Source organism: Stenotrophomonas sp. STEN046 (assembly GCF_056759755.1).
The window spans coordinates 25,959-46,743 of sequence record NZ_JBRRDR010000020.1; the positions used below are offsets into that span (position 1 = coordinate 25,959).

Below are 20,785 nucleotides of genomic sequence, written 5' to 3' on the forward strand. Positions count from 1 at the left end.
CGGCACCCGCCCTGACGCATATGACCCCCGTCAGTGGCAATGCTGCGCTGCGTTCGGTCACACTCGGGGACTTGTCGTTCTCAGTCACCCCTTCCGAGGCCAGCATGTCCCTGCTCCGGCGCAAGTCCCTAGATTCCGTCACCGTCCATGAAGCCGGCCGGCGCCTGGTCCCGACCCTCAGCTGGCCGCATCTGATCGCGCTCGGCATCGGTGCCATCGTCGGCACCGGCATCTACACCCTAATCGGCGTCGGCGCCGACCGTGCCGGCCCCGCCGTGCTGATCTCCTTTGCCATTGCCGGTGCGGTGTGCGCCTGTGCGGCCCTGGCCTACGCCGAACTGTCGACGATGATGCCGGCCGCCGGCAGTGCCTACACCTACAGCTACAGCGCCCTGGGCGAAGTGTTCGCGTGGGTGGTGGGCTGGAGCCTGATCCTGGAGTACTCGCTGGTGGTGAGTACGGTGGCCGTGGGCTGGTCGGGCTATTTCGTCGGCTTCCTCGAATGGGTGCATACCCAGTTCGGCTGGGACCTGCGGCTGCCGGCCATGCTTGCCGCCGGCCCGCATGTGGCAGGCGGCATGATCAACCTGCCCGCCATCATCATCACCTGGCTGGTGGCACTGATGCTGATGGCCGGTACCAAGGAAAGCGCCACCCTCAACGCGATCCTGGTGGTGTTCAAGCTGATCGCGCTGGGCATCTTCGTGGCGGTGGCCCTGCCGGCATTCGATCCCAGCAACCTGCAGCCGTTCATGCCCTATGGCTTCGCCAAGACACTGGGGCCGGACAACGTCGAGCGCGGCGTAATGGCGGCAGCGGCCATCATCTTCTTCGCGTTCTACGGTTTCGATGCGATCTCCACGGCGGCCGAGGAAACCAAGAACCCCGCGCGCGACCTGTCCATCGGCATCATCGGTTCAATGGTGGGCTGCACCATCGTGTACGTGCTGGTGGCGCTGGCTGCGATCGGTGCGATGAGCTACACCGTGTTCGGCCAGAGCGCCGAGCCGCTGGCACTGATCATGCGCCAGCTGGGCCAGCCGACCGCCGCGATGCTGATCGGTGTGATCGCCATCATCGCCCTGCCGACTGTCCTTCTGGCCTTCCTGTATGGCCAGAGCCGCATCTTCTTCGTCATGAGCCGCGACGGCCTGCTGCCGCGTGGCCTGTCCAAGGTCAACGCGCGCACCGGCACGCCGGTGGCCACCACGCTGTTCACGGCGGTGGTGGTGTCGGCGCTTGCAGGTGTGGCGCGGCTGGATGAAATCGCCGCGCTGGCCAACGCCGGTACCCTGGCCGCGTTTACCGCGGTGGGTATCTGCCTGGTGGTGCTGCGCGTGCGCGAGCCGAACCGCGAGCGCACGTTCCGCACGCCGTTTGCCTTCATCGTGGGCCCGCTGGCGGCACTGGGCTGCATCTACCTGTTCATCAGCCTGCCGCACACCACCCAGCTGTACTTCCTGGCATGGAACGTGGTCGGCCTGGTGTTGTACTTCGTGTACAGCCGTCGCCACGCGCTGATCGGCAGATAAAGGCGGCGCCGACAGCATGTGGGAATCGCCGGGCCATGCCCGGCGCAATCCCGATTGCCGCGCAGGTCGGTTACCCGCCCTGCTTTGCCGCGTAGTCCTGCGCCTGCCGCATCACCCGCAGCAGGTTGCCGCCCCATATGCCGGCGATCTGCTTCTCGGTATAGCCCTTGCGCAGCAGCCAGGCGGTGATCTTCGGCAACTGACTGACATCGGGCAGGTCGCTCAGGCCACCGCCGCCATCCCAGTCCAGGCCGATGCCCACATGCTCGGGCCCGACCACCTTCAGGATGTGCTCGAAGTGGGCGAAGAAGTCGTCCAGGCTGGCGTGGCGCACGGGATGTTCATGGTCAAGGGCCTGCTCGGCCTTCAGCAGGGCCACGCCCTGCTCGATGCCCATCCCTTCCCAGCCACCGAGCTGTTTGCTCAGGGCGTCCTCGGCCTGCTTGCGCTCGGGCGTCTTCGCCGTGTCGATCAGGTAGCCGCCGTAGGCGTTCACCTGGATCACGCCGCCGGCCTTGGCCAGCCTGCGCAGGCGCGCGTCGTCCAGATTGCGCGGGTGGTCGTAGATCGCCTTGGCCGAGCTGTGCGACAGCACGAACGGCACCGGCATCATCGTCATCAGGTCATCGAACACCGCGTCGGACGCATGCGACTGATCGATGACGATGCCCAGCTTGACCGCCGCGCGGACCAGGTCCTTGCCGGCCGGGCTCAGTCCCTTCCATTCGGCGCCCTTCGGATCGGTGGCCGAATCGGCGAACGCGTTGTTGGCGAAATGCACGGTGCTGAGCAGGCGCAGGCCGGCACGGTGATAGAACGACAGCAGGCTCGGGTCGGCTGCCAGCGGGCTGGCGTTTTCCATGCTGATGTAGACCACGCGCTTGCCGGCGGCCTTGATGCGCGCAGCATCGTCAGCGGTGAGGGCCAGGGCGAAGCGTTCCGGGTTGGCCGCCAGCATCTGGCGGATCTCAAGCAGCCGCTGCAGGCCGTGGTCGCGCTCGGCCAGGTTGGCCGCGGCGGTGCGGTCGCCCTGGTCGGTGTAGATCGCCCAGAAGCCGCCATCGAGCGCGCCTTCGACCATGCGCGGGTAATCCACCTGCGACAACGCATTGCGATCATGCCGCTGCTCGATGTCGAAGCCATCGCGGGCGAAGTTGGCCGGGGTATCCAGATGGCTGTCCAGGGTAACCAGGCGTTGCTGCAGCGCCTTGGCCCGCGCCAGCTCCTGCGCGCTGAACTGGATGGCGTGGGCGGACAACGGCGCACCCAGCGCCAGCGCAAGCACTACAGACAGGCAACGCAACGAGGGCATGGTGATCCACCGGTAATGGGAAGGACCCGACCATAGCGCCCGGACGGCCCCACACGGTAGTGCCGCCTTGGTCAGCGTGCTCTGCAACAAGCATGCTCCGTGACAAGCGTGCTCCACTGCCGGCGCGCTCCATTACACTCGCCGGCAACCACGCTTCGCAGCACGCAACGCCGCGTGCCGCCTCGACCATGGAATGGACACACCGATGTCGAAGTCCCAGCCACCGCCGCTGCCGGTAAAGGAAGCGAAGACGGTGCCCGCCGGCGCGGTCAGCGTCGAACAGCTCAAGCGCGAGGTCCTGCCGGCGCTGTTTGCGGGGCGCACCGACATCGGCCGCTATGGACCGCCGGATCTGGCCCATGCCAGCGCCGAACCGGCCTGGCAGGATGGCAGCGCCAACGCACTGGCCCGTGTCCTGGCCGAACTGGTCACCCGGCTGTCCGAGCACGATCCCAATGCCCTGCTGCAGCGCGCCCGATGGTGGGACCGGTTTACCGGCGCCGACATCGAACAGCGGCTGCGCCGGCGCATCGCCATGGGCAGCAACGTCGAGGTGCTGGCCGAGATCGAGCGCCAGGCCATCGCCGTGCGTGCCAGCGTGGATCGACTGGACGCGCAGCTGATCGAGCATGACGTGCAGGGCGTTCGCCTGCAGACCTACATCGATGCCGGCGTGCAGTTCCTGCAGGAACTGCCAGCCGATGCCAGCGGCGCGGATGACGCACCCTTGCCCGATCGTCCGGTCGAGCGCCTGCAGCGTCGGCTCGCCAACCTGACCGCGCTGCTGGCCAGTCATTCGATGAGCCGGGTCCAGGTACAGCTCGCCCGCAGCGCGGCCATCGACCTGCTCGACCGCTACAGCGAGACGGTGCAGATCCTGCTGCCGATCTGGCGCCAGACCATCCAGGCACTGCACAACAGCGACAACGCCAGCGCGCAGATGGTCGCCAGTGCCGCACAGGCGCAGGACCAGCTGAAGCGGGCACTGCAGGCGTTGCTGCAGGCACAGGCGGTGGGTGCATGAGCGCACGCACCACCGACCCGCTGCAGATTCCGCCCGCGCTGCGGGACCGGGTGGAGGGAGTCGCAGGGCTGCGCGCGCTGTACCGGCGTGGGTCGCTGCTGCGCTCGCTGGGCCTGGCCTGCCTACCGATGTGCGCGCCGTTGCTGGTCCTGCTCCTGCTCAGCGCCGATGCACACCGCGGCGTTCCTGCCTGGGCGCATGTCCCCGCCGGCTTCGGCGATGGCGGTGCCGGCCGTGGCGCCTTCCTGTACCTGCTGGCCGTGCCGGTGCTGGCGTGGATGGGCATGGGCCTGCGCGCGGTGATGCACAACCGCGGCGTGCGGCAGTTCACCTACGCCATGGTGTTCGGCACGGCGCTGCTGTGGATGGCCGCTTCGGGCGTCGATTTCGCGCGTCGTGGTTTCACCGCACAGGAGGCCGGACAGGGCGGCCCGTTGGCGTACGGGAAACTGCACGCCTTGATCGAAAGCCCTGCCTTCGCCGGGTTCAGCCCGGCATGGCAGCGCTACCTGCGCGCGCAGGATTCGATGGTGGCCGGCCGTGATGGCAGCGAGCGGGATGCACTGGCACGCGCGCTGGCCAACGGCCAGGACATCGGCGTGCCGGTGCCGGCGCTGTGGCAGGCGGCATTGGAGAAAGCGGCCCGGTTGCCGGCGTCGGCGCGCAGCATCCAATGGCATCGGCAGCAGTCGCTGCGCATGGCCCTGTTTGAATACGGCTGGGTCATCAGCCTGCTCGGGATTCCAGCGCTGCTGCTGGCCGGCAGCGGGCTGGCGGCGCTGGGCTGGTACCTGCGCAGGCGGGTGACCGTCATCAACGGTCTGCTGCTGCAGCTGCAGGCGCCAGACGTGTCGGCGCGGCCCTAGCGTCGCGCTGGAAGGTGCCGACCGTGGTCGGCACCCGTTGCATCGTCAATCCACCACGCGGCAGAAGACGGCCTTGAGGTAACGCGATTCCTGCACGTGGGCCATGAACGGATGGTCCGGGCCGGCGCCTGCCACCTTCAGGATCTGGATGGTGCGGCCGGAGAAGTACGCGGCACGGCGCAGCATGTCCAGGAACTGATCCTCGGCCACCAGGCCGGTGCACGAGAACGTGGCGAACAGGCCACCGGGCTTGACCACGCCCAGCGCCAGCTTGTTCATGTCCAGGTACTTCTTCAGTGCGGTGATGACCTGGTCGCGGTCGCGGGTCATCTTCGCCGGGTCCAGGATCACCACGTCGTACTGTTCGCCGCGGTTGGCGGCGTCGCGCAGCCACGGGAAGATGTCGGACTGGACGAACTTCGGACGCACGTTGTTCAGGCGCGAATTGCCCTTGGCGATCTGGATCACGTCCTCATCGATGTCGATGCCGACCACTTCAGAGGCGCCCCGTGCGGCGGCATACACGGCGAAACCGCCGGTGTTGCAGCACAGGTCCAGCACGCTCTTGCCTTCCACCTGCTGGCTCAGCCACTCGCGGTTCTCGCGCTGGTCGGCGAAGAAACCGGTCTTGTGGGCACCGGCCGGGTCGGCGCGGAACTTGATGCCGTACTCGGTGATCACCGACGCTTCGGTGGTGGTGTTGCCGTGGAAATCGAAGCTTTCCTGCTTCTGCACGTGTTCGTCGGCGAAGCTGTGGAAGCGGCACCCCGGGAACTGCTCGCGCAGCGCTTCGTAGATCCATTCGCGATGGCGGAACATGCCGGCGGCGAAGAACTCGACCACCACCAGATCGTTGTAACGGTCCACCACCAGGCCGGACAGGCCATCGCCTTCGCTGTGCACCACGCGCCAGGCATCGGACACCGTATCGAGCTTCAGCACCTCACGGCGCAGCGACACCGCCTGGGCGATCTTGCGCGAGAACCAGCCGGCATCCACCGGGATCTGCGGGTCGGTTTCAAGGATGCGCACGGCGATGCGCGAATGCCCGTTGTAGAAGCCACGGCCGATGAACTCGCCGTCGATGCCGACGACATCGACGATGGAGCCCGGCTTGGGCCGGACGGTCGGCTTCTCGACCAGTTTCTGGAAAATCCACGGGTGGCTGGAACGCCACGCGTTCTTGAGGCGGACAACGGGGAGGGCGGTATTCATCTGCCTATTGTAGCCGGGCGCCGGGGCCAGGTCCGCGCTGGAGCGCGGTCCCGGCAGTTCTCCGGGCCCCCGGGGCATTTGACGCCGGCCCGGCCAGGCCGCAGAATCGGCCGCAGAAGGGGAGTAGCTCCCAGACGTTGTCGCCGTCAATTCGAGCCCGCAGGCTCCGGTGCAACGGCAGTTCCAGCCCATCGGAACTGCGAGCGAGACCTTCGCCGTACCGGCGAAGCTCTGTCCCTGGATTCCCTCCCGATCCTCCGTTGCAGATCCTCGCCGTCCGGCTTGAGGCTTTTTTCATTTCCCAACGGATAAACCCATGCAGACGATCGGTAATTTGTGGTTGTGGGGCGGCTTCGCAGCGGTGGTGGTCATCGCGCTGCTGGTCGACCTGGTATTGATGCGGCACGGCGGCCCGCACAAGGTCACTTTCAAGGAGGCCCTGTGGTGGTCCATCGGCTGGGTCGCGCTGGCGCTGGCCTTCAATGGCGGCCTGTGGTTCTACCTGAACGAAACCGCCGGCCAGGTCGTGGCCAACAAGGTCGGCCTCGAATTCCTGACCGGCTATCTGGTCGAGAAGGCGCTGGCGGTGGACAACATCTTTGTCTTCCTGATGATCATGAGCTACTTCGCGGTGCCGGAGGAACAGCGCCAGAAGGTGCTGATCATCGGCATCCTGGGTGCGATCGTGCTGCGTACGATCATGATCTTCGCCGGCAGCGTACTGATCACCCAGTTCCATTGGCTGCTCTACGTGTTCGGCGCGTTCCTGCTGTTCACCGGCTGGAAGATGTGGTTCGCCGCTGGCCAGGAGCCTGATCTGGAGGCCAACCCGGCGTTGCGCTGGATGCGCAAGCACCTGCGCCTGCTGCCCGATTACGCGGGCAACGCCATGAGCGTGAAGCGTGATGGCGTGCGCTGGTTCACCCCGCTGTTCGCGGTGCTGATCCTGATCGCCGTCACCGACGTGATCTTCGCGGTGGACAGCATCCCGGCGATCTTCGCCATCACCACCGACCCGTTCATCGTGCTGACCTCCAACGTGTTCGCGGTGCTGGGCCTGCGTGCGATGTTCTTCCTGCTGGCCGGCATGGCCGACCGCTTCCACCTGCTGCCGTATGGCCTGGCGCTGGTGCTGGGCTTCATCGGCATCAAGATGATGATCATCGACCTGTTCAAGATCCCGACCCCGATCTCGCTGGGCGTGGTCGCCGTGATCATCGCTGCCACGGTGGTGCTGAGCCTGAAGAACCCGCCGAAGGAAGGCGGCGCCTGATCACCAGGTGCTGGACGGCACGGCCGGCGGATTGTCCCGCCGGCCGCTGCCACTCTCCCGCAGCGGTGGCCTTGGTTTCGCGCCAGCCACCGCCATTGCTGAGGGTATGAACACGAACGCGCCCCTGCCCGCCGGCGACGTACCGGCCGACCGCACTGACCGCTCGCGCATCCTGCGCGCCTTCAATGCCAGCCTGGCAGCCGTGCTGCTGCTGATCGCGGTGTTCGCCCTGCAGGACTATTTCGATTGGCGGATGTGGGCGGTCGCCCCGCTGGAAGCCAAAGGCCTGCTCGGCCTGGTCGGCGGTCCGCTGCTGCATGGGTCGGTGGAACATATCGCCTCCAACAGCTTCGCCATCCTGATCCTCGGTACCCTGGCCGGCAGCGTGTACCCCAAAGCCACCCTGCGTGCCCTGCCCCTGCTGTGGCTGGGTTCGGGTATCGGCGCGTGGATGCTGGGCAATCCCGGCAGCGTGCACCTGGGTGCCAGCGGCGTCACCCATGGCCTGATGTTCCTGCTGGCCAGCCTGGGCCTGCTGCGCCGTGACCGTGCGGCGATCGCCACCGGCCTGATCGGCATGCTGTTCTACGGCGGCATGTTGATGACCATCCTGCCGCATGCCGATGGCGTGTCCTGGCAGTCGCACATGGGCGGTGCCTTCGCCGGCATCATCGCCGCGCTGCTGTTCCGCAACGCCGACCCGCTGCCACCGCGCCCGCGCTACAGCTGGGAAGACGAAGAGGATGAAATCGAACCGCTGGCCGACGACGAGCTGGAGCCGCCGTCGCCGCAGCGCGTGCCGGTGCTGTGGCAGCCGCGCGAAGGCCAGGACTATGTCGTGGTTCCGTTCCGGCGTCCGGAAGATCCGCGCGGTTGAAAATGCCCGGTAGTGCCGGCCGCTGGCCGGCAACCTCATGAACCGGTAGTGGCCGACCTTGGTCGGCACTCCTGCCGTGTGCCAACCAAGGTTGGCATCTACCGGAGCCCGTCAGTCTGCCGCGTTGCCCGCCGCGCCCACGCCATCCACTGCCTGTCGCCCAAGCGCCGGGTCATCGGTAAAGAACGCATCGATGCCGGTGGCCAGGTAAGCACGCATTTCGGCAATCGAGCCTTCCGCATTGCGCGCGTTGTCGGCGCCCTTGCGCAGGTTGCTGGCCTGGAAGTGGTTCTCCGGGCGGAACGTGTACGGGATCACCATCAGGCCCGCCGCGTGCGCATCGCGCACCAGCGCCGTCGGCGTACCCAGTGCGCCACGGGCATCGAGCGGAATGATCGAACGCAGCTCCGGACCAATGCCGTCGGCGTAGCTGGCGATGTCCTTCAGCCCGGCCGGCATCATCATCTGTGCGTAGGTCAGCGCGCCACCGGCCTTGGCGATGTCCGCCGGCTGGGTGTCGCCCTTCCACAGCAGCTGCAGCAGGCGGATGTTGCTGCCACGCGGAATCCTGCCGCGCAGGTAGCGCAGGTTGGCGGTCTCGAACGACTGGATCGTGACCGGGCCGACGTTGGTATAGGCATTGCCGCGCAGCGCGGCCAGCAGCTTGTCTTCCATCGGCAGGCCGATCGACTGGAAGTAGGTCGGGTGCTTGATCTCCGGCACCAGACCGATACCGCGGTTGGCACGGCCGGCCTGCTGCACCAGGAAGCTGAGGATTTCGTCCAGGCTGGCGATGCGGAACTGGCCGTCGTAAGCAGTGCTGCGCAGCTCCGGCAGGCGCTCGCGGGCGTAGAGGGTCTTCAGCTCGGCCAGGGTGAAGTCCTCGGTGAACCAGCCCTCCACCGTCTGCCCGTCGATGACCTTGCGGGTCTTCCGCTCGGAGAATTCCTTGTGCTCGGCCACATCGGTGGTGCCACCGATCTCGTTCTCGTGGCGGGCCACCATCACTCCGTCCTTGGTCATCACCAGGTCCGGTTCGATGTAATCGGCGCCATCGGCGATGGCCTGCGCGTAGGCGGCCAGGGTGTGCTCGGGCAGCAGCGCGCTGGCCCCGCGATGGCCGTAGACCGACGCCTTGGGCGCAGCCGGGGTGGAGGATTCAGCACTCATGGCCACCGATGGTGCCACGGCCAGCGACAACAGCAACGCACAACCCCACGACTTCACTGCGACTTCCCCAAAAGCGGTATGTGATGGGGGTCAGTATGCGGCGGGAATGTGACAGGTTGGGGGACCTGGACTCGGATCCCCGAAGGGGCTCTGTCCCCCGCTTCCTCAGTCAACCAAGGCGTCATGGAAATCGCGTTCATGGACAATCATGATCCGCAGGCCTTCCTTGCGCAGTTCCACCGCACGTTCCACCTTGCGTCCGTAGCAAGCGTAGCTCCAGCAGGGGTTTCCCTCAGCACCAATCACCAAGTAGTCCACCTTTTTCGAAGGCACACTGTGCACGCGTCCTCCTCGCGCCATTACCAGTGCTTGGATGTCAGCGCGTGACCCTCGGGACGAGGCGCCCGTGAAGCAGAATCCCCTCTCCTCGAAATGGATTTCGGGAGCCACCGCGCAAAGCCCGACCAGACTTCCGGCGATATGCAACGAGGGATCGGTCAGGGTGCGGTCATCGCCGAGGGCGACGAACTCGCTGAAGAACTGGCGAAGCAGAACCTGTTCCTGCGCATCTACCACACCATCAGCCAGTACCTTGGCCACCAGATGTCCGATTTCATCGTACGGCCAGCATCCCTGTAGATGAACATGCTCGTCCATCCAGTCCGAGAGACCACGCAGCTCGGCCTCCGAAATGCGGCCATCAGCGATTATGCCGCCCAGTACAGCATGAAGCCGCTGGAGATCGGCCGTGATGGCGTTTACCCGATCACTTGAGCGCATCCGGTCGATCAACCACCGCAGATCTTCCGCCGCATCTTCGTCCATGCGGCCCTCACCAAGTGCGCGCTCGAGCACGGGCACCAGTTCGGTAAAGGGATGCTGCTGGCGCTGATGGAGGTGATCCTGGATCCAGTGGGCCAGGAAGCGGCGCTCATCGGTATTGATCTCTCCGTCAATGGAGATTCCCTCGATGATGCCCGCCAAGGAGTTCAACGCCCGAGTGAGCTGCGCCGGGCTTGTGAAGTGAACGTACGAAACGTGGTCCGGATGCATCCGCAATTCCTTTGCCAGAGTTTCGTGCACGCTAGCGTGGTCGAAGCGGGTACTCAAGATGTACCGCGCAAGACTCTGGAGTATTGGGATGATCGCGTCATTTTTTGGGGCCAGAGCCCCTCGGGGATTCTGACCCCGAGGGGCTGCCCCAGCCGAGCGCGGGCTCCGCTCTACCGTTACTTGCCGATGCAGAAGCTGGAGAAGATCCGTCCCAGCAGATCATCGGCACTCATCTGCCCGGTGATCTCGCCCAGCGCGTCGTGCGCCAGCCGCAGTTCCTCTGCGGCCAGTTCCAGGTGTTCGTGCACCAGCTCGCCATCGGCGCGCTGCGCATGTTCCTGCGCGCGTTCGATCGCATCCACGTGGCGGGTGCGCGCAGAGAACTCGCCATCCACCTGCTCCCCTGCCCCGGCCGATGCAATCGAACGCAGGCGGGCGTGCAGGTCTTCCAGACCGGCACCGGTAGCGGCCGAGACGAACACGCGGTCCGCATCGTCCAGCGTCGGCAACGCATCCAGCAGGTCCGACTTGTTATGGATGTAGACCTTGTGCGGCACGGCGGCCACGGCCTCGCCCAGTGCGGCTTCACCGGCAGCGGGGTCGCGCGCGTCCAGCACGATCAGCGCCAGGTCGGTGCGCTCGATTTCCACGTGCGCGCGGCGCATGCCTTCGCGTTCGATGGCGTCGCCGCCGTCGCGCAGGCCGGCGGTATCCACCAGCGTCAGCTCCAGGCCGTCCAGCCGGATGGTCTCGCGCAGGGTGTCGCGGGTAGTGCCGGCGATGTCCGTCACGATGGCGCGCTCACTGCCGGCCAACGCATTCAACAACGAACTCTTGCCGGCATTCGGCGGGCCGATCAGTACCGCGTGCAGGCCATCGCGCAGGCGGCGGCCGCGCTCGGCGTCCCGGCGCAGCAACGCCAGATCGCTGCGTGCCTGTTCCAGTCCGCGCCGCACCTGTGCTCCCCCGAGCGTATCCAGTGGCTCATCGGCGAAATCGATGGCGGCTTCCACGTGGACGCGCAGCAGCACCAGCTGCTCGACCACCGTATCGATGCGGCGCGAGAACACCCCATCCAGCGAGCGGCGTGCCGCACGCGCGGCGCGGTTGTCGCCCGCGGCGATCAGATCGGCGATGGCCTCGGCCTGGGCCAGGTCGAGCTTGCCGTTGAGGAACGCCCGTTCGCTGAACTCACCGGGCCGCGCCTGCCGCGCACCCAGCGCGATGCAGCGCGTCACCAGCTGTTGCAGCAGCACCGGGCTGCCATGGCCCTGCAGTTCCACCACCTCTTCGCCGGTGAAGCTGTTCGGTGCCGGGAACCACAGCACGATGCCGTCGTCGATCACCTCGCCGTCAGCATCGCGCAGGCGCGCATAGTGCGCATGGCGTGGACGCAGTGCCGGTGCGCCCAGCGCAGTGGCAATCGCCGCCGCGCGTGGGCCGGACAGACGCAGCAGACCAACGCCGCCCGCGCCGGGGGCACTGGCGATGGCAACGATGGTGTCGGTGCGGATCACATCATTCATGGCTCAGAGCTTCTGCAGCTGCGCGCGTGCCTGCGCGGCCCCGCTGCCCTGCGGCTGCAGGGCCAGGTAGGTGGTGTAGGCCTGCTTCGCCTTGGCCTTGTCGCCCGCGTTGAAGTAGGCATCGCCCAGATTGAGGTGGGCTACCGCACGCGACGGGTCGATCTTCAGTGTGTTTTCCAGCCAGCGCGCCGCTTCGGCGTAGCGCTGCTGGCGGTAGTAGACGAAGCCGAGGTTGTTGGCGGCCTGGGCAAAGTCCGGGCGCAGCTTCAGCGCCTCGGCAAACTGCACGGCAGCTTCGTCGTAGCGCTTTTCGCGGTACAGCTGCAGGCCACGGTCATTGGCCTGCTGCGCACGCTGGCGGTCCGAGGCCGGCCCGGCAGCGGGCACCACCAGCTTGGCCTTGCCGCCCTGCAGGTCGGCCACGGTCACCGGCGCAGCACCGCTCTTGGCGTCCTGCGCCGCATCAACCTTGTTGTTCAGCGCGATCGCATCGGGTGTCAGCTGGCGGGTATCGGCGTTGAGGTATTCCTGGCTGTCGGGCACCTGGAACACGAACTCACCACCCTGCGAACCGGGCAAGCTGCCAAACGCCGGTGTCTGCTGCGAAACCGCCGAAACTGCGGGCGCCACATAGGCGGCCAGCTCGGTGCCGGTGATCAGGCCGTCGCCATTGAGATCACCCTTGCCGGCCAGCGCCTGCAGCAGCACCCAGGTGAACACCGAATGGCCGTTCGGGCCGGCATCGGCCACCTGCTGGTCGGCGCCGCCGGCGGTCAGCATCTGGCGCGCACTGCGGCGCGCATTCTGGCGCAGGAACGAGGACGACGAAGGACCGCCACGGGTCAGGCCGAGCCCGCTGTAACAAGCATCCATCACGAACATCACATGCTTGGCCTGCATGCTCTCGGCGATGTTCTGGATGTCGGTCATCGCGATCGCGTCGGTCGCAAATTCCTTCGGGTCCGAATCTACCGGGATGATGTAGCCCAGGTCGCGTCCCGAAGCGAGCTGGCGTGTGGCGCCGTGGCCGGCGAAGAACACGAACACCCGATCGTTCTTGCCGGTGCGGTCATCTGCCAGGCGGTCGTGGAAAGCAGCCAGGATGTTGTTGCGGGTGGCCTGCTGGTTCTTCAGCACGATCACCTGCGAGGTGGGGAAGCCGAACTGGCCGGTCAGGGTGTCGGCGATGGCCTGGGCGTCATGGCTGGCGTACTCCAGTTTCGGCCATTTGGCGTAGTCGTCGATGCCGACCACGATCGCCCACGACTTCTCATAGCCGGTGGTGACGGTGGCATCGCGGTCGCTGCCCTTGCGGGCGCGGGCGACGCTGAAGTCGCGGCCATTCCAGCCGGCGAACTGGTAGCCGTCGGCGATCAGCCGGTCGAGGATCTGCGGCAGTGCTTTCACCGCACGGTCGTGGATGTCGTGGAACAGGATGATGCCGCGCTGTTCCTTGTTCACCTGGTCGAGCACGCGCTGCACGATCGACTCCGGCACGGGGTCGGCCCAGTCCATCGAATCGATGTTCCACATGATCGATTTCAGGCCCGCTTCGTTGAGCAGCTGCAGGCCTTCGGCGTTGCGCGCGCCATAGGGGAAGCGGAACAGGGGCGCGCGCTTGCTGTCGACATCCTTCAGCAGCGTATCGGTGTCGAGCACCTGCTGGCGCAGTGCATCGCCGGTGGTGCGCGACAGCTGGGCGTGGGTCAGGCTGTGGTTGCCCACCGCGTAGCCATCTTCCATCAGGCTGCGGCTGATCTTTGCCATCGGCCCCAGGCTGACCTTGCCATCGGTCTCGACCTTGCCCAGGTTGCGGCCGACCTCGAAGAACACGCCCGGCACGTCGTAGCGCTTGAGGATGGCCACCACCTCATCGGTGTAGGCCTTGTGCGGGCCGTCGTCGAAGGTGAGCACCACGGTTTTCGGCGGCAGGTCGCGACCAAAGATTTCGCGGTCGCTGTCCTTCATCGACATCGGGTAGGGCTCGATCACCCCGTAGTCGCGCAGAATCGCTTCGCGGCTGTAGTCCTTGTGCAGGTGGGCGATGTAGTCGTCCCACTTCTCGCGCTTCAGCTCGATCGCGCGGGTACGTTCGAAGCGGCTGAAGATGCGGGTCAGTTCCTGGTTGTAGTTGCGCTCGATCTCATCCAGCGCCTCCAGGTCCTCGCCGATGCGCTGGTGCAGCTTCACCGCCGGCAGTGAGGAGTCCGCACCAATGCGCTCGTGCAGGTCACGCAGCACTTCGCGGAAGGCCAGCCGATCGGCATCGAACAGTTCCGGCGCCGACTCGATGTAGTCCAGCACCGTGCCCAGGGTGGCGAAACGCTGCGGGCGGGTATCGCGCAGCAGCGCATCGAACCGGGCGGCGATGGCCGTGCGCTGCTCCAGGCCGTCATGGAACAGCTGTTGCCCGATGCGGGTGGAAGTTCCGCGGTCCGCGGCCGACTGCGTCTCTTCGTCGGCCAGCAACACGATGATGCGGCGGTAACCATCGAGCTGCTTCTGCAGCGCGCCCAGCAGCGGCGCAGCGGCAGGGTCTGCGGCGGCCGCCGCCTGCGCGCTCGGCTGGGTCGGCGTTGCCGGAGCCTGCGCGTCCTTGTCGCCACACCCGGCAACAAGCAGGGTCAGCAGCAGCGAGGGCAGGAACAGGCGGAACGACGGCACACGAGGCATGGCGGACTCAGGCTGGGGGAAGCGGCGTGCGGACGATTCTACCGCCGGATGCGAAAAGCCCGCCTTGCGGCGGGCTTTTGCTGAGGTCAGCCGGCCAGCGGCCGGCTCTACCGATTACTTTTTCTTGGCAGGTGCGGTGGCGGCGGTGGCCGGCACCGGGTCGCTGCCGTGGCGCTTGGTCATCCACCACTGCTGCAGCAGGCCCAGGCCACCGTTGACCACCCAGTACAGCACCAGGCCGGACGGCATGAAGGCCATCATGACGCCGAACACCAGCGGCATGAACTGCATCATCTTCTGCTGCATCGGGTCCATGCCCGGTGCCGGCGTCAGCTTCTGGGTGAACCACATCACCGCCACGTTGATCACCGGCAGGATGAAATACGGGTCGCGTGCAGTCAGATCCTGGATCCAGCCGAACCAGGGCGCCTGGCGCAGCTCGACCGATTCCACCAGCACCCAGTACAGGGCGAAGAAGATCGGCATCTGGATGAGGATCGGCAAGCAGCCGCCCATCGGATTGATCTTCTCCTTCTTGTACAGCTCCATCATCGCGGTCTGGAACTTCTGGCGATCATCGCCATAGCGTTCCTTCAACTGCGCGATGCGCGGCTGGAACCGGCGCATCTTGGCGCCGCTCTTGTACTGCGTCGCCGACAGCGGGTACAGCACGATCTTCAGCAGCACCACCAGGCCGACGATGGCCCAGCCCCAGTTGCCGACCAGCTTGTGCACCTGGTTGAGCACCCAGAACAGGCCCTGGCCGATCACCGCCATCATCGAGAAGCGGCTGTAGTCGACCACGCGGTCCAGGCCCGGCACGTCTTCCTTGGCAATCAGGTTGACCAGCTTCGGGCCCACCCACAGGCGCGCTTCGGTGCTGGTGGACTGGCCCGGGGCCACGGTGAAGGCCGGGCCGCGCGCCTCGATCAGGTCACGGCCAGCCACCTGCGACAGCACGTAGTGCGCGGTCTGGTCCTTCTGCGGGATCCAGGCGGTGAAGAAGTGGTGCTGCAGCATCGCCAGCCAACCGCCGGTGATGTTCTGGTTCAGCGCGCCATCGTCCAGGTAATCCTTGAACGCACGACGCTGGTACTTCTTGTCGTTGTCGTACCAGGTGGCACCGTTGAAGCTGAACGAATCCGGGTTGGTCATGCTCCGCGACAGGATCGTCGGGGTGCGGTCCAGCGTGCGGTAGACGTAGCCGTTCCACGGCGCGGCACCAGCGTTGCTGACCTCGTCCTTGAAGCGGATCGCATACTCGTTGCGGCCCACGATCAGGGTGCGCTTGATGGTCACGCCGTTGTCGGCGGTCCACACGAACGGGATCTGCAGCTCGTCCTGGCCCTTGGCCAGCACGAAGTCGCGGGTGTCACCGACCAGCTTGAAGCCGTCGGCACCCGGCACCGGGGTGTTCTTGTCTTCGCTGGCCCAACCGCTGATCGCGCTGTACGGATGCGCGGGATCTTCGGTCAGCAGGCGCACCGGCGGGCTGCCCTCGTCCTTGCTCTGCGGGAACTGCAGCAGCTCGGCATCCAGCACCCGGCCGCCGTCGAGCTGCAGGCGCAGCACGTCGGTGGTGATGGTCACGCGCTGTGCAGACGGCGTCGCGCTGGCCTGGGCCTGTGCGGCGACCTGGCCCGGGGCACCGGGGACCTGCGCGCTGGGAATGCTGCCCGGGGCAGCGCCCGGCACACTCTGTGCGGCGGCCGGGGCCGAGCTGGTCGTCGGCGCCGGGGTCGGGGCGGACTTCTCTCGGCTCCACTCCATCCACAGCAGCACGGCCACCATCAGCCAGGCAAAGATCAGGAAAACACGGGTCTGGTTCATCAGCAGGCAGGCTCAGCGGGGCCGGGACGCGGTGCCGGCTCGGTGATGGAGGAAATGGCAATGCCATCAGGCGGCGGCATTGTGCCGTCCACGCCCGGCGCGGGCAATGCGCGCAGGCGCCGCAACAGGCGCAGGAAGGCCTGGCGGATATCGTCGTTGCTGGCGTTACGCGCAGCACTACGAGCCACGACGACGAAGTCGCCTGGCTGTATATCGGTTCGTGTCTGACGCAGGGCATCGCGCAGGACGCGCTTGATCCGGTTACGCCCAACGGCGTGAGGATCGACCTTGCGGGACACCGCCAGACCCAACCTGGCCGGCCGGTCAACCGGCAGCCAGTGAAGGGTCATCAGCGGTTCGGACACACGGCGGGCGCCGTTGAAGACCGTTGAATATTCGGCACGCGTGCGAACCCGCGCAGAGCGAGGGAATCGCTTGCGCGGGTCTGCAGTATTCACTGTCGAATGGATTGCGTCTGCCGCTGGATGCGGCATGGCAATCAGGCGCTCAGGACTTTGCGGCCCTTGGCGCGGCGACGCGACAGGATCTTGCGGCCGTCAGCGGTCTTCATACGGGCACGGAAGCCGTGGTCGCGCTTACGCTTGAGGTTGCTGGGCTGGAAGGTGCGCTTGGTGGCCATGTGGGCCTCTCGTATGAATGGGACGGAAAGAACCGGAAATTTTAGAGAGGTCTACCCCCCTACGTCAACCCCTGTCAGCTACGCCAATTCACCGGCCTGTGCAATAGCTGTGGATGTTTTTGTGAATAAGTAGGGGACAAGCATTCCGAAGGCGGGCGCTCGGTGGTAGTCTGAGCCATCCATTTCCCCCCTTTCAGGCCTGTGTTTGGGCGCCTTTTCGCGCCTATGCATCGGTCACCGGATGATTATTGCTGATGGATGCCTGGTCCCGTAGTCTCGAGCGTCTCGAAGCGGAGTTCCCGCCTGAGGATGTTCATACCTGGTTGAAGCCGCTGCAGGCCGATCTGCGCGCTGACAGCCTGGTGTTGTATGCACCCAATGCCTTCATCGTCGATCAGGTGCGCGAGCTGTACCTGCCGCGCATCCGCGAGCTGGTCACCCACTTCGCCGGTTTCGGCGACGTATTTCTTGAAATCGGCTCCCGCCCGCGGCCCGTGGAGGCACAGATCGCGGCCGTTTCGAGCCCGTCGGCGCAGGCCCCGGTGCAGCCGCAGGTGCCCTTCGCCGGCAACCTGGACAATCACTACACCTTTGCCAACTTCGTTGAAGGCCGCAGCAACCAGCTGGGTCTTGCAGCGGCGTTCCAGGCAGCGCAGAAGCCGGGCGACCGCGCGCACAATCCGCTGCTGCTGTACGGGGGCACCGGCCTGGGCAAGACCCACCTGATGTTCGCCGCCGGCAACGCCATGCGTCAGGCCAATCCCGGCGCGAAGGTCCTGTACCTGCGTTCGGAGCAGTTCTTCAGCGCGATGATCCGGGCCTTGCAGGAAAAGACCATGGATCAGTTCAAGCGCCAGTTCCAGCAGGTCGACGCGCTGCTGATCGATGACATCCAGTTCTTCGCTGGCAAGGACCGCACCCAGGAAGAGTTCTTCCACACCTTCAACGCCCTGTTCGATGGCAAACAGCAGATCATCCTGACCTGCGACCGCTATCCGCGCGAAGTCGAAGGCCTGGAAGCGCGCCTGAAGTCGCGGCTCGCCTGGGGCCTGTCGGTGGCGATCGAACCGCCGGACTTCGAGACCCGCGCAGCGATCGTGCTGGCCAAGGCCCGCGAGCGAGGTGCCGAGATTCCCGATGATGTTGCGTTCCTGATCGCCAAGAAGATGCGCTCCAACGTGCGCGACCTCGAGGGCGCGCTGAATACCCTGACCGCCCGCGCCAATTTCACCGGCCGCGCGATCACCACTGAATTCGCCCAGGAAACCCTGCGCGACCTGCTTCGCGCCCAGCAGCAGGCGATCAGCATTCCCAACATCCAGAAAACCGTTGCCGACTACTACGGCCTGCAGATCAAGGATCTGCTGTCCAAGCGTCGTACCCGTTCGCTGGCTCGTCCGCGCCAGGTCGCCATGGCCCTGACCAAGGAGCTGACCGAGCACAGCCTGCCTGAGATCGGCGACGCATTTGCCGGTCGTGATCACACCACGGTGCTGCATGCCTGCCGGCAGATCCGCACCCTGATGGAAGCCGACGGCAAGCTCCGCGAGGACTGGGACAAGCTGATCCGGAAGCTGAGCGAATGATGCACGTGCGCCGATAAGGCGTCATCGCATAAAACGGTGCAGAATCCGGTAGCAAGCGCGGGACAGGGTGTGGATAAGAATGCCGTCTGATTTCGCGGTAAATTTATCCACAGCTTTCCCCACCCCTTGGGGGCTGGTAATGCAGAGGGTTTCGAAGCCTGAAACCTCTTTTATTACAAAGACTTAGCTGTGTTTTCCAGCGATTCTGGCTCTACCAGCACCACCAAGCTTTTGATTTATTCCACATCTTTTTAAAGCATAGGGGCACGGAACCACATGCGTTTCACACTGCAGCGCGAAGCCTTTCTCAAGCCGTTGGCACAGGTCGTCAACGTGGTCGAACGCCGCCAGACCCTTCCGGTTCTGGCCAATTTCCTGGTGCAGGTGCAGAACGGCCAGCTGTCGCTGACCGGTACCGACCTGGAAGTGGAGATGGTGTCGCGGATCGCGGTAGAAGATGCCCAGGACGGCGAAACCACCATCCCCGCCCGCAAGCTGTTCGAGATCATCCGCGCCCTGCCTGACGGCAGCCGGATCACCGTCTCGCAGACCGGTGACAAGATCACGGTGCAGGCAGGCCGCAGCCGCTTCACCCTGGCCACCCTTCCCCCCAACGACTTCCCGTCGGTGGACGAAGTGGAAGCCACCGAGCGCGTCGCGATCGGCGAAGCCACGCTGAAGGAACTGATCGAGCGCACCGCGTTCGCGATGGCCCAGCAGGACGTGCGCTACTACCTCAACGGGCTGTTGTTCGACCTGCGCGGTGATGCACTGCGTACCGTCGCCACCGACGGCCACCGCCTGGCACTGTGCGAAACCGATCTGGCCAAGCCGAGCGGTTCCAAGCGCCAGATCATCGTTCCCCGCAAGGGCGTGACCGAACTGCAGCGTCTGCTGGAGAGCGGTGATCGCGAGATCGAGCTGGAAGTCGGCCGCAGCCATGTCCGCGTCAAGCGCGACGATGTCACCTTCACCTCGAAGCTGATTGACGGCCGTTTCCCGGATTACGAAGCGGTGATCCCGATCGGTGCCGATCGCGAAGTGAAGGTGAACCGTGAATCGTTGCGTGCGTCGTTGCAGCGTGCGGCGATCCTGTCCAACGAGAAGTACCGCGGCATCCGCGTGGAAGTTTCGCCGGGCAACCTGAAGATCAGCGCGCATAACCCGGAGCAGGAAGAAGCCCAGGAAGAAATCGAGGCGGACACCACCGTCAGCGACCTGGCAATCGGCTTCAACGTGAACTACCTGCTGGACGCGCTGTCTGCCCTTCGCGATGAGGACGTCATCATCCAGCTGCGCGATTCGAACTCTTCGGCGCTGGTGCGTGAATCCAGCAGCGAGAAGTCGCGTCACGTCGTGATGCCGCTTCGTCTCTGACACGTCAGTTCCACGTGGAACATAGAACGCCCGGATGAAACCGGGCGTTTTTTTTTTGTTCCACGTGGAGCATTGCGTACAGGCGGTCCATGCATGACATCTTCCAGCCGTGCTTCTCACCGGGCACTCGCTTGCGCCGGACTCAGCCTCGCATGCCGTGCCGGAAGCGTTGGTCGCGATTCGCGGCTGAAGCGATGTCTGCATGGCCTATCCCTTCGCTCCTGCTGACGGCACTGTCCACAGGCCCGGTTCGTCTGGATGTGGCCCGTCCCTAGCTTCTAAATCTGGGTATAAATCAAAAGCTTGGTGGTGATGGTAGAGCCAGATTTCGTGGAAAACTACCCTATCTTATTGATTAATATCTACTTTATAGGGGTGAAACCCCCTGTATATGAGCCTCTCAGCCTGGGTGGGAAGCTGTGGATAGTTTTTCAGGTGTGGAAAACCTGCCTTTTTATCCACAATCCGCCCACAGGCTGTGCATAAGTCATACAGCCCAACTGTGCACCGCGTGAAACGATCACATTGAATTTCTTCAATTCTGTGGAACACAGCAGAGGGACAGCTGCCAGATTTCAAGGAAATTTTCATCGAACCGCGCGGAGGGAGGCTGTCGCCAGTTGATTCGGCGACTGTACGGGTCTGCAGATTCTTCAAATCTGGCTGTTTCGATGCACCTCCCCGCCCCCGATTTCAACGATTTCCGCCCCGATCTGACCTCCGATCCGAGGCGAGCCGCGCCAGTGCTTCCACCACGTGGAACGGCCAGTGCCGGATTGACGTGCTCGAATGGAGCCCACGCCGGCGCTGCGGCGTCGGACTTGACCGATG

16 protein-coding genes are annotated in these 20,785 nt (G+C 65.2%); 7 read left to right on the plus strand and 9 right to left on the minus strand.

Features of this window, described 5'->3' with window-relative positions:
* The first annotated feature begins 104 nt into the window (after positions 1-104).
* Positions 105-1,532: an amino acid permease gene (locus ACVOLJ_RS11320; protein WP_475281018.1), complete on the plus strand. Its 1,428-nt coding sequence runs from the start codon at positions 105-107 to the stop codon at positions 1,530-1,532.
* A 70-nt stretch (positions 1,533-1,602) separates the two neighbouring features.
* Here ACVOLJ_RS11320 and ACVOLJ_RS11325 read toward each other — a convergent pair whose 3' ends face one another.
* Entirely contained in the window at positions 1,603-2,844 is a 1,242-nt protein-coding gene (locus tag ACVOLJ_RS11325; protein WP_475281019.1) for a dipeptidase, read from the minus strand.
* 205 nt (positions 2,845-3,049) lie between these two features.
* Between ACVOLJ_RS11325 and ACVOLJ_RS11330 the strand changes: the two genes are divergently transcribed.
* Together ACVOLJ_RS11330 and ACVOLJ_RS11335 are read left to right on the plus strand one after the other, a co-directional pair.
* Positions 3,050-3,868, plus strand: a complete 819-nt coding sequence (locus tag ACVOLJ_RS11330; protein ID WP_481564148.1) for a protein klaA — start codon at positions 3,050-3,052, stop codon at positions 3,866-3,868.
* Positions 3,865-4,734 carry a hypothetical protein gene (locus ACVOLJ_RS11335; protein ID WP_481564149.1) on the plus strand — a complete coding sequence of 290 codons (870 nt, stop codon included), beginning with the start codon at positions 3,865-3,867 and terminating at the stop codon, positions 4,732-4,734. The genes ACVOLJ_RS11330 and ACVOLJ_RS11335 overlap by 4 nt, the downstream gene beginning before the upstream one ends.
* A gap of 45 nt (positions 4,735-4,779) precedes the next feature.
* On the opposite strand, the gene ACVOLJ_RS11340 is transcribed toward ACVOLJ_RS11335, so the two are convergent.
* Positions 4,780-5,949 (minus strand): class I SAM-dependent rRNA methyltransferase, encoded by a 1,170-nt coding sequence (locus ACVOLJ_RS11340; RefSeq protein WP_475281022.1) that lies wholly within the window; start codon positions 5,947-5,949, stop codon positions 4,780-4,782.
* Between the two features lie 316 nt (positions 5,950-6,265).
* Between ACVOLJ_RS11340 and ACVOLJ_RS11345 the strand changes: the two genes are divergently transcribed.
* Positions 6,266-7,222 (plus strand): TerC family protein, encoded by a 957-nt coding sequence (locus tag ACVOLJ_RS11345; protein WP_481564150.1) that lies wholly within the window; start codon positions 6,266-6,268, stop codon positions 7,220-7,222.
* 106 nt (positions 7,223-7,328) lie between these two features.
* On the plus strand, positions 7,329-8,099 hold the full coding sequence (locus ACVOLJ_RS11350; protein WP_481564151.1) for a rhomboid family intramembrane serine protease: 771 nt from the start codon (positions 7,329-7,331) through the stop codon (positions 8,097-8,099).
* Positions 8,100-8,210: 111 nt separating this feature from the next.
* On the opposite strand, the gene ACVOLJ_RS11355 is transcribed toward ACVOLJ_RS11350, so the two are convergent.
* The 7 genes from ACVOLJ_RS11355 to rpmH form a co-directional block, all read right to left on the minus strand.
* Positions 8,211-9,326 (minus strand): glycerophosphodiester phosphodiesterase, encoded by a 1,116-nt coding sequence (locus tag ACVOLJ_RS11355; protein ID WP_481564152.1) that lies wholly within the window; start codon positions 9,324-9,326, stop codon positions 8,211-8,213.
* 108 nt (positions 9,327-9,434) lie between these two features.
* Complete coding sequence (locus ACVOLJ_RS11360) at positions 9,435-10,379, minus strand: BRCT domain-containing protein (RefSeq protein WP_481564153.1); 945 nt, start codon at positions 10,377-10,379, stop codon at positions 9,435-9,437.
* Positions 10,380-10,498: 119 nt separating this feature from the next.
* Positions 10,499-11,848 (minus strand): tRNA uridine-5-carboxymethylaminomethyl(34) synthesis GTPase MnmE, encoded by a 1,350-nt coding sequence (gene mnmE, locus ACVOLJ_RS11365; RefSeq protein ID WP_475281026.1) that lies wholly within the window; start codon positions 11,846-11,848, stop codon positions 10,499-10,501.
* Between the two features lie 3 nt (positions 11,849-11,851).
* Positions 11,852-14,521 carry a polysaccharide deacetylase family protein gene (locus tag ACVOLJ_RS11370; RefSeq protein ID WP_481564154.1) on the minus strand — a complete coding sequence of 890 codons (2,670 nt, stop codon included), beginning with the start codon at positions 14,519-14,521 and terminating at the stop codon, positions 11,852-11,854.
* A gap of 114 nt (positions 14,522-14,635) precedes the next feature.
* Positions 14,636-16,351 (minus strand): membrane protein insertase YidC, encoded by a 1,716-nt coding sequence (gene yidC / locus ACVOLJ_RS11375; RefSeq protein WP_475281028.1) that lies wholly within the window; start codon positions 16,349-16,351, stop codon positions 14,636-14,638.
* Entirely contained in the window at positions 16,351-16,845 is a 495-nt protein-coding gene (gene rnpA / locus ACVOLJ_RS11380) for a ribonuclease P protein component (RefSeq protein ID WP_475281029.1), read from the minus strand. The genes yidC and rnpA overlap by 1 nt, the downstream gene beginning before the upstream one ends.
* Positions 16,846-16,850: 5 nt before the next feature.
* Positions 16,851-16,991: a 50S ribosomal protein L34 gene (rpmH, locus tag ACVOLJ_RS11385; protein WP_006404565.1), complete on the minus strand. Its 141-nt coding sequence runs from the start codon at positions 16,989-16,991 to the stop codon at positions 16,851-16,853.
* A 254-nt stretch (positions 16,992-17,245) separates the two neighbouring features.
* On the opposite strand from rpmH, the gene dnaA reads away from it, so the two are divergent.
* Positions 17,246-18,577 carry a chromosomal replication initiator protein DnaA gene (gene dnaA, locus ACVOLJ_RS11390; RefSeq protein WP_475281030.1) on the plus strand — a complete coding sequence of 444 codons (1,332 nt, stop codon included), beginning with the start codon at positions 17,246-17,248 and terminating at the stop codon, positions 18,575-18,577.
* A gap of 276 nt (positions 18,578-18,853) precedes the next feature.
* Positions 18,854-19,954: a DNA polymerase III subunit beta gene (gene dnaN / locus ACVOLJ_RS11395; RefSeq protein ID WP_475281031.1), complete on the plus strand. Its 1,101-nt coding sequence runs from the start codon at positions 18,854-18,856 to the stop codon at positions 19,952-19,954.
* Positions 19,955-20,785: the final 831 nt, after the last annotated feature.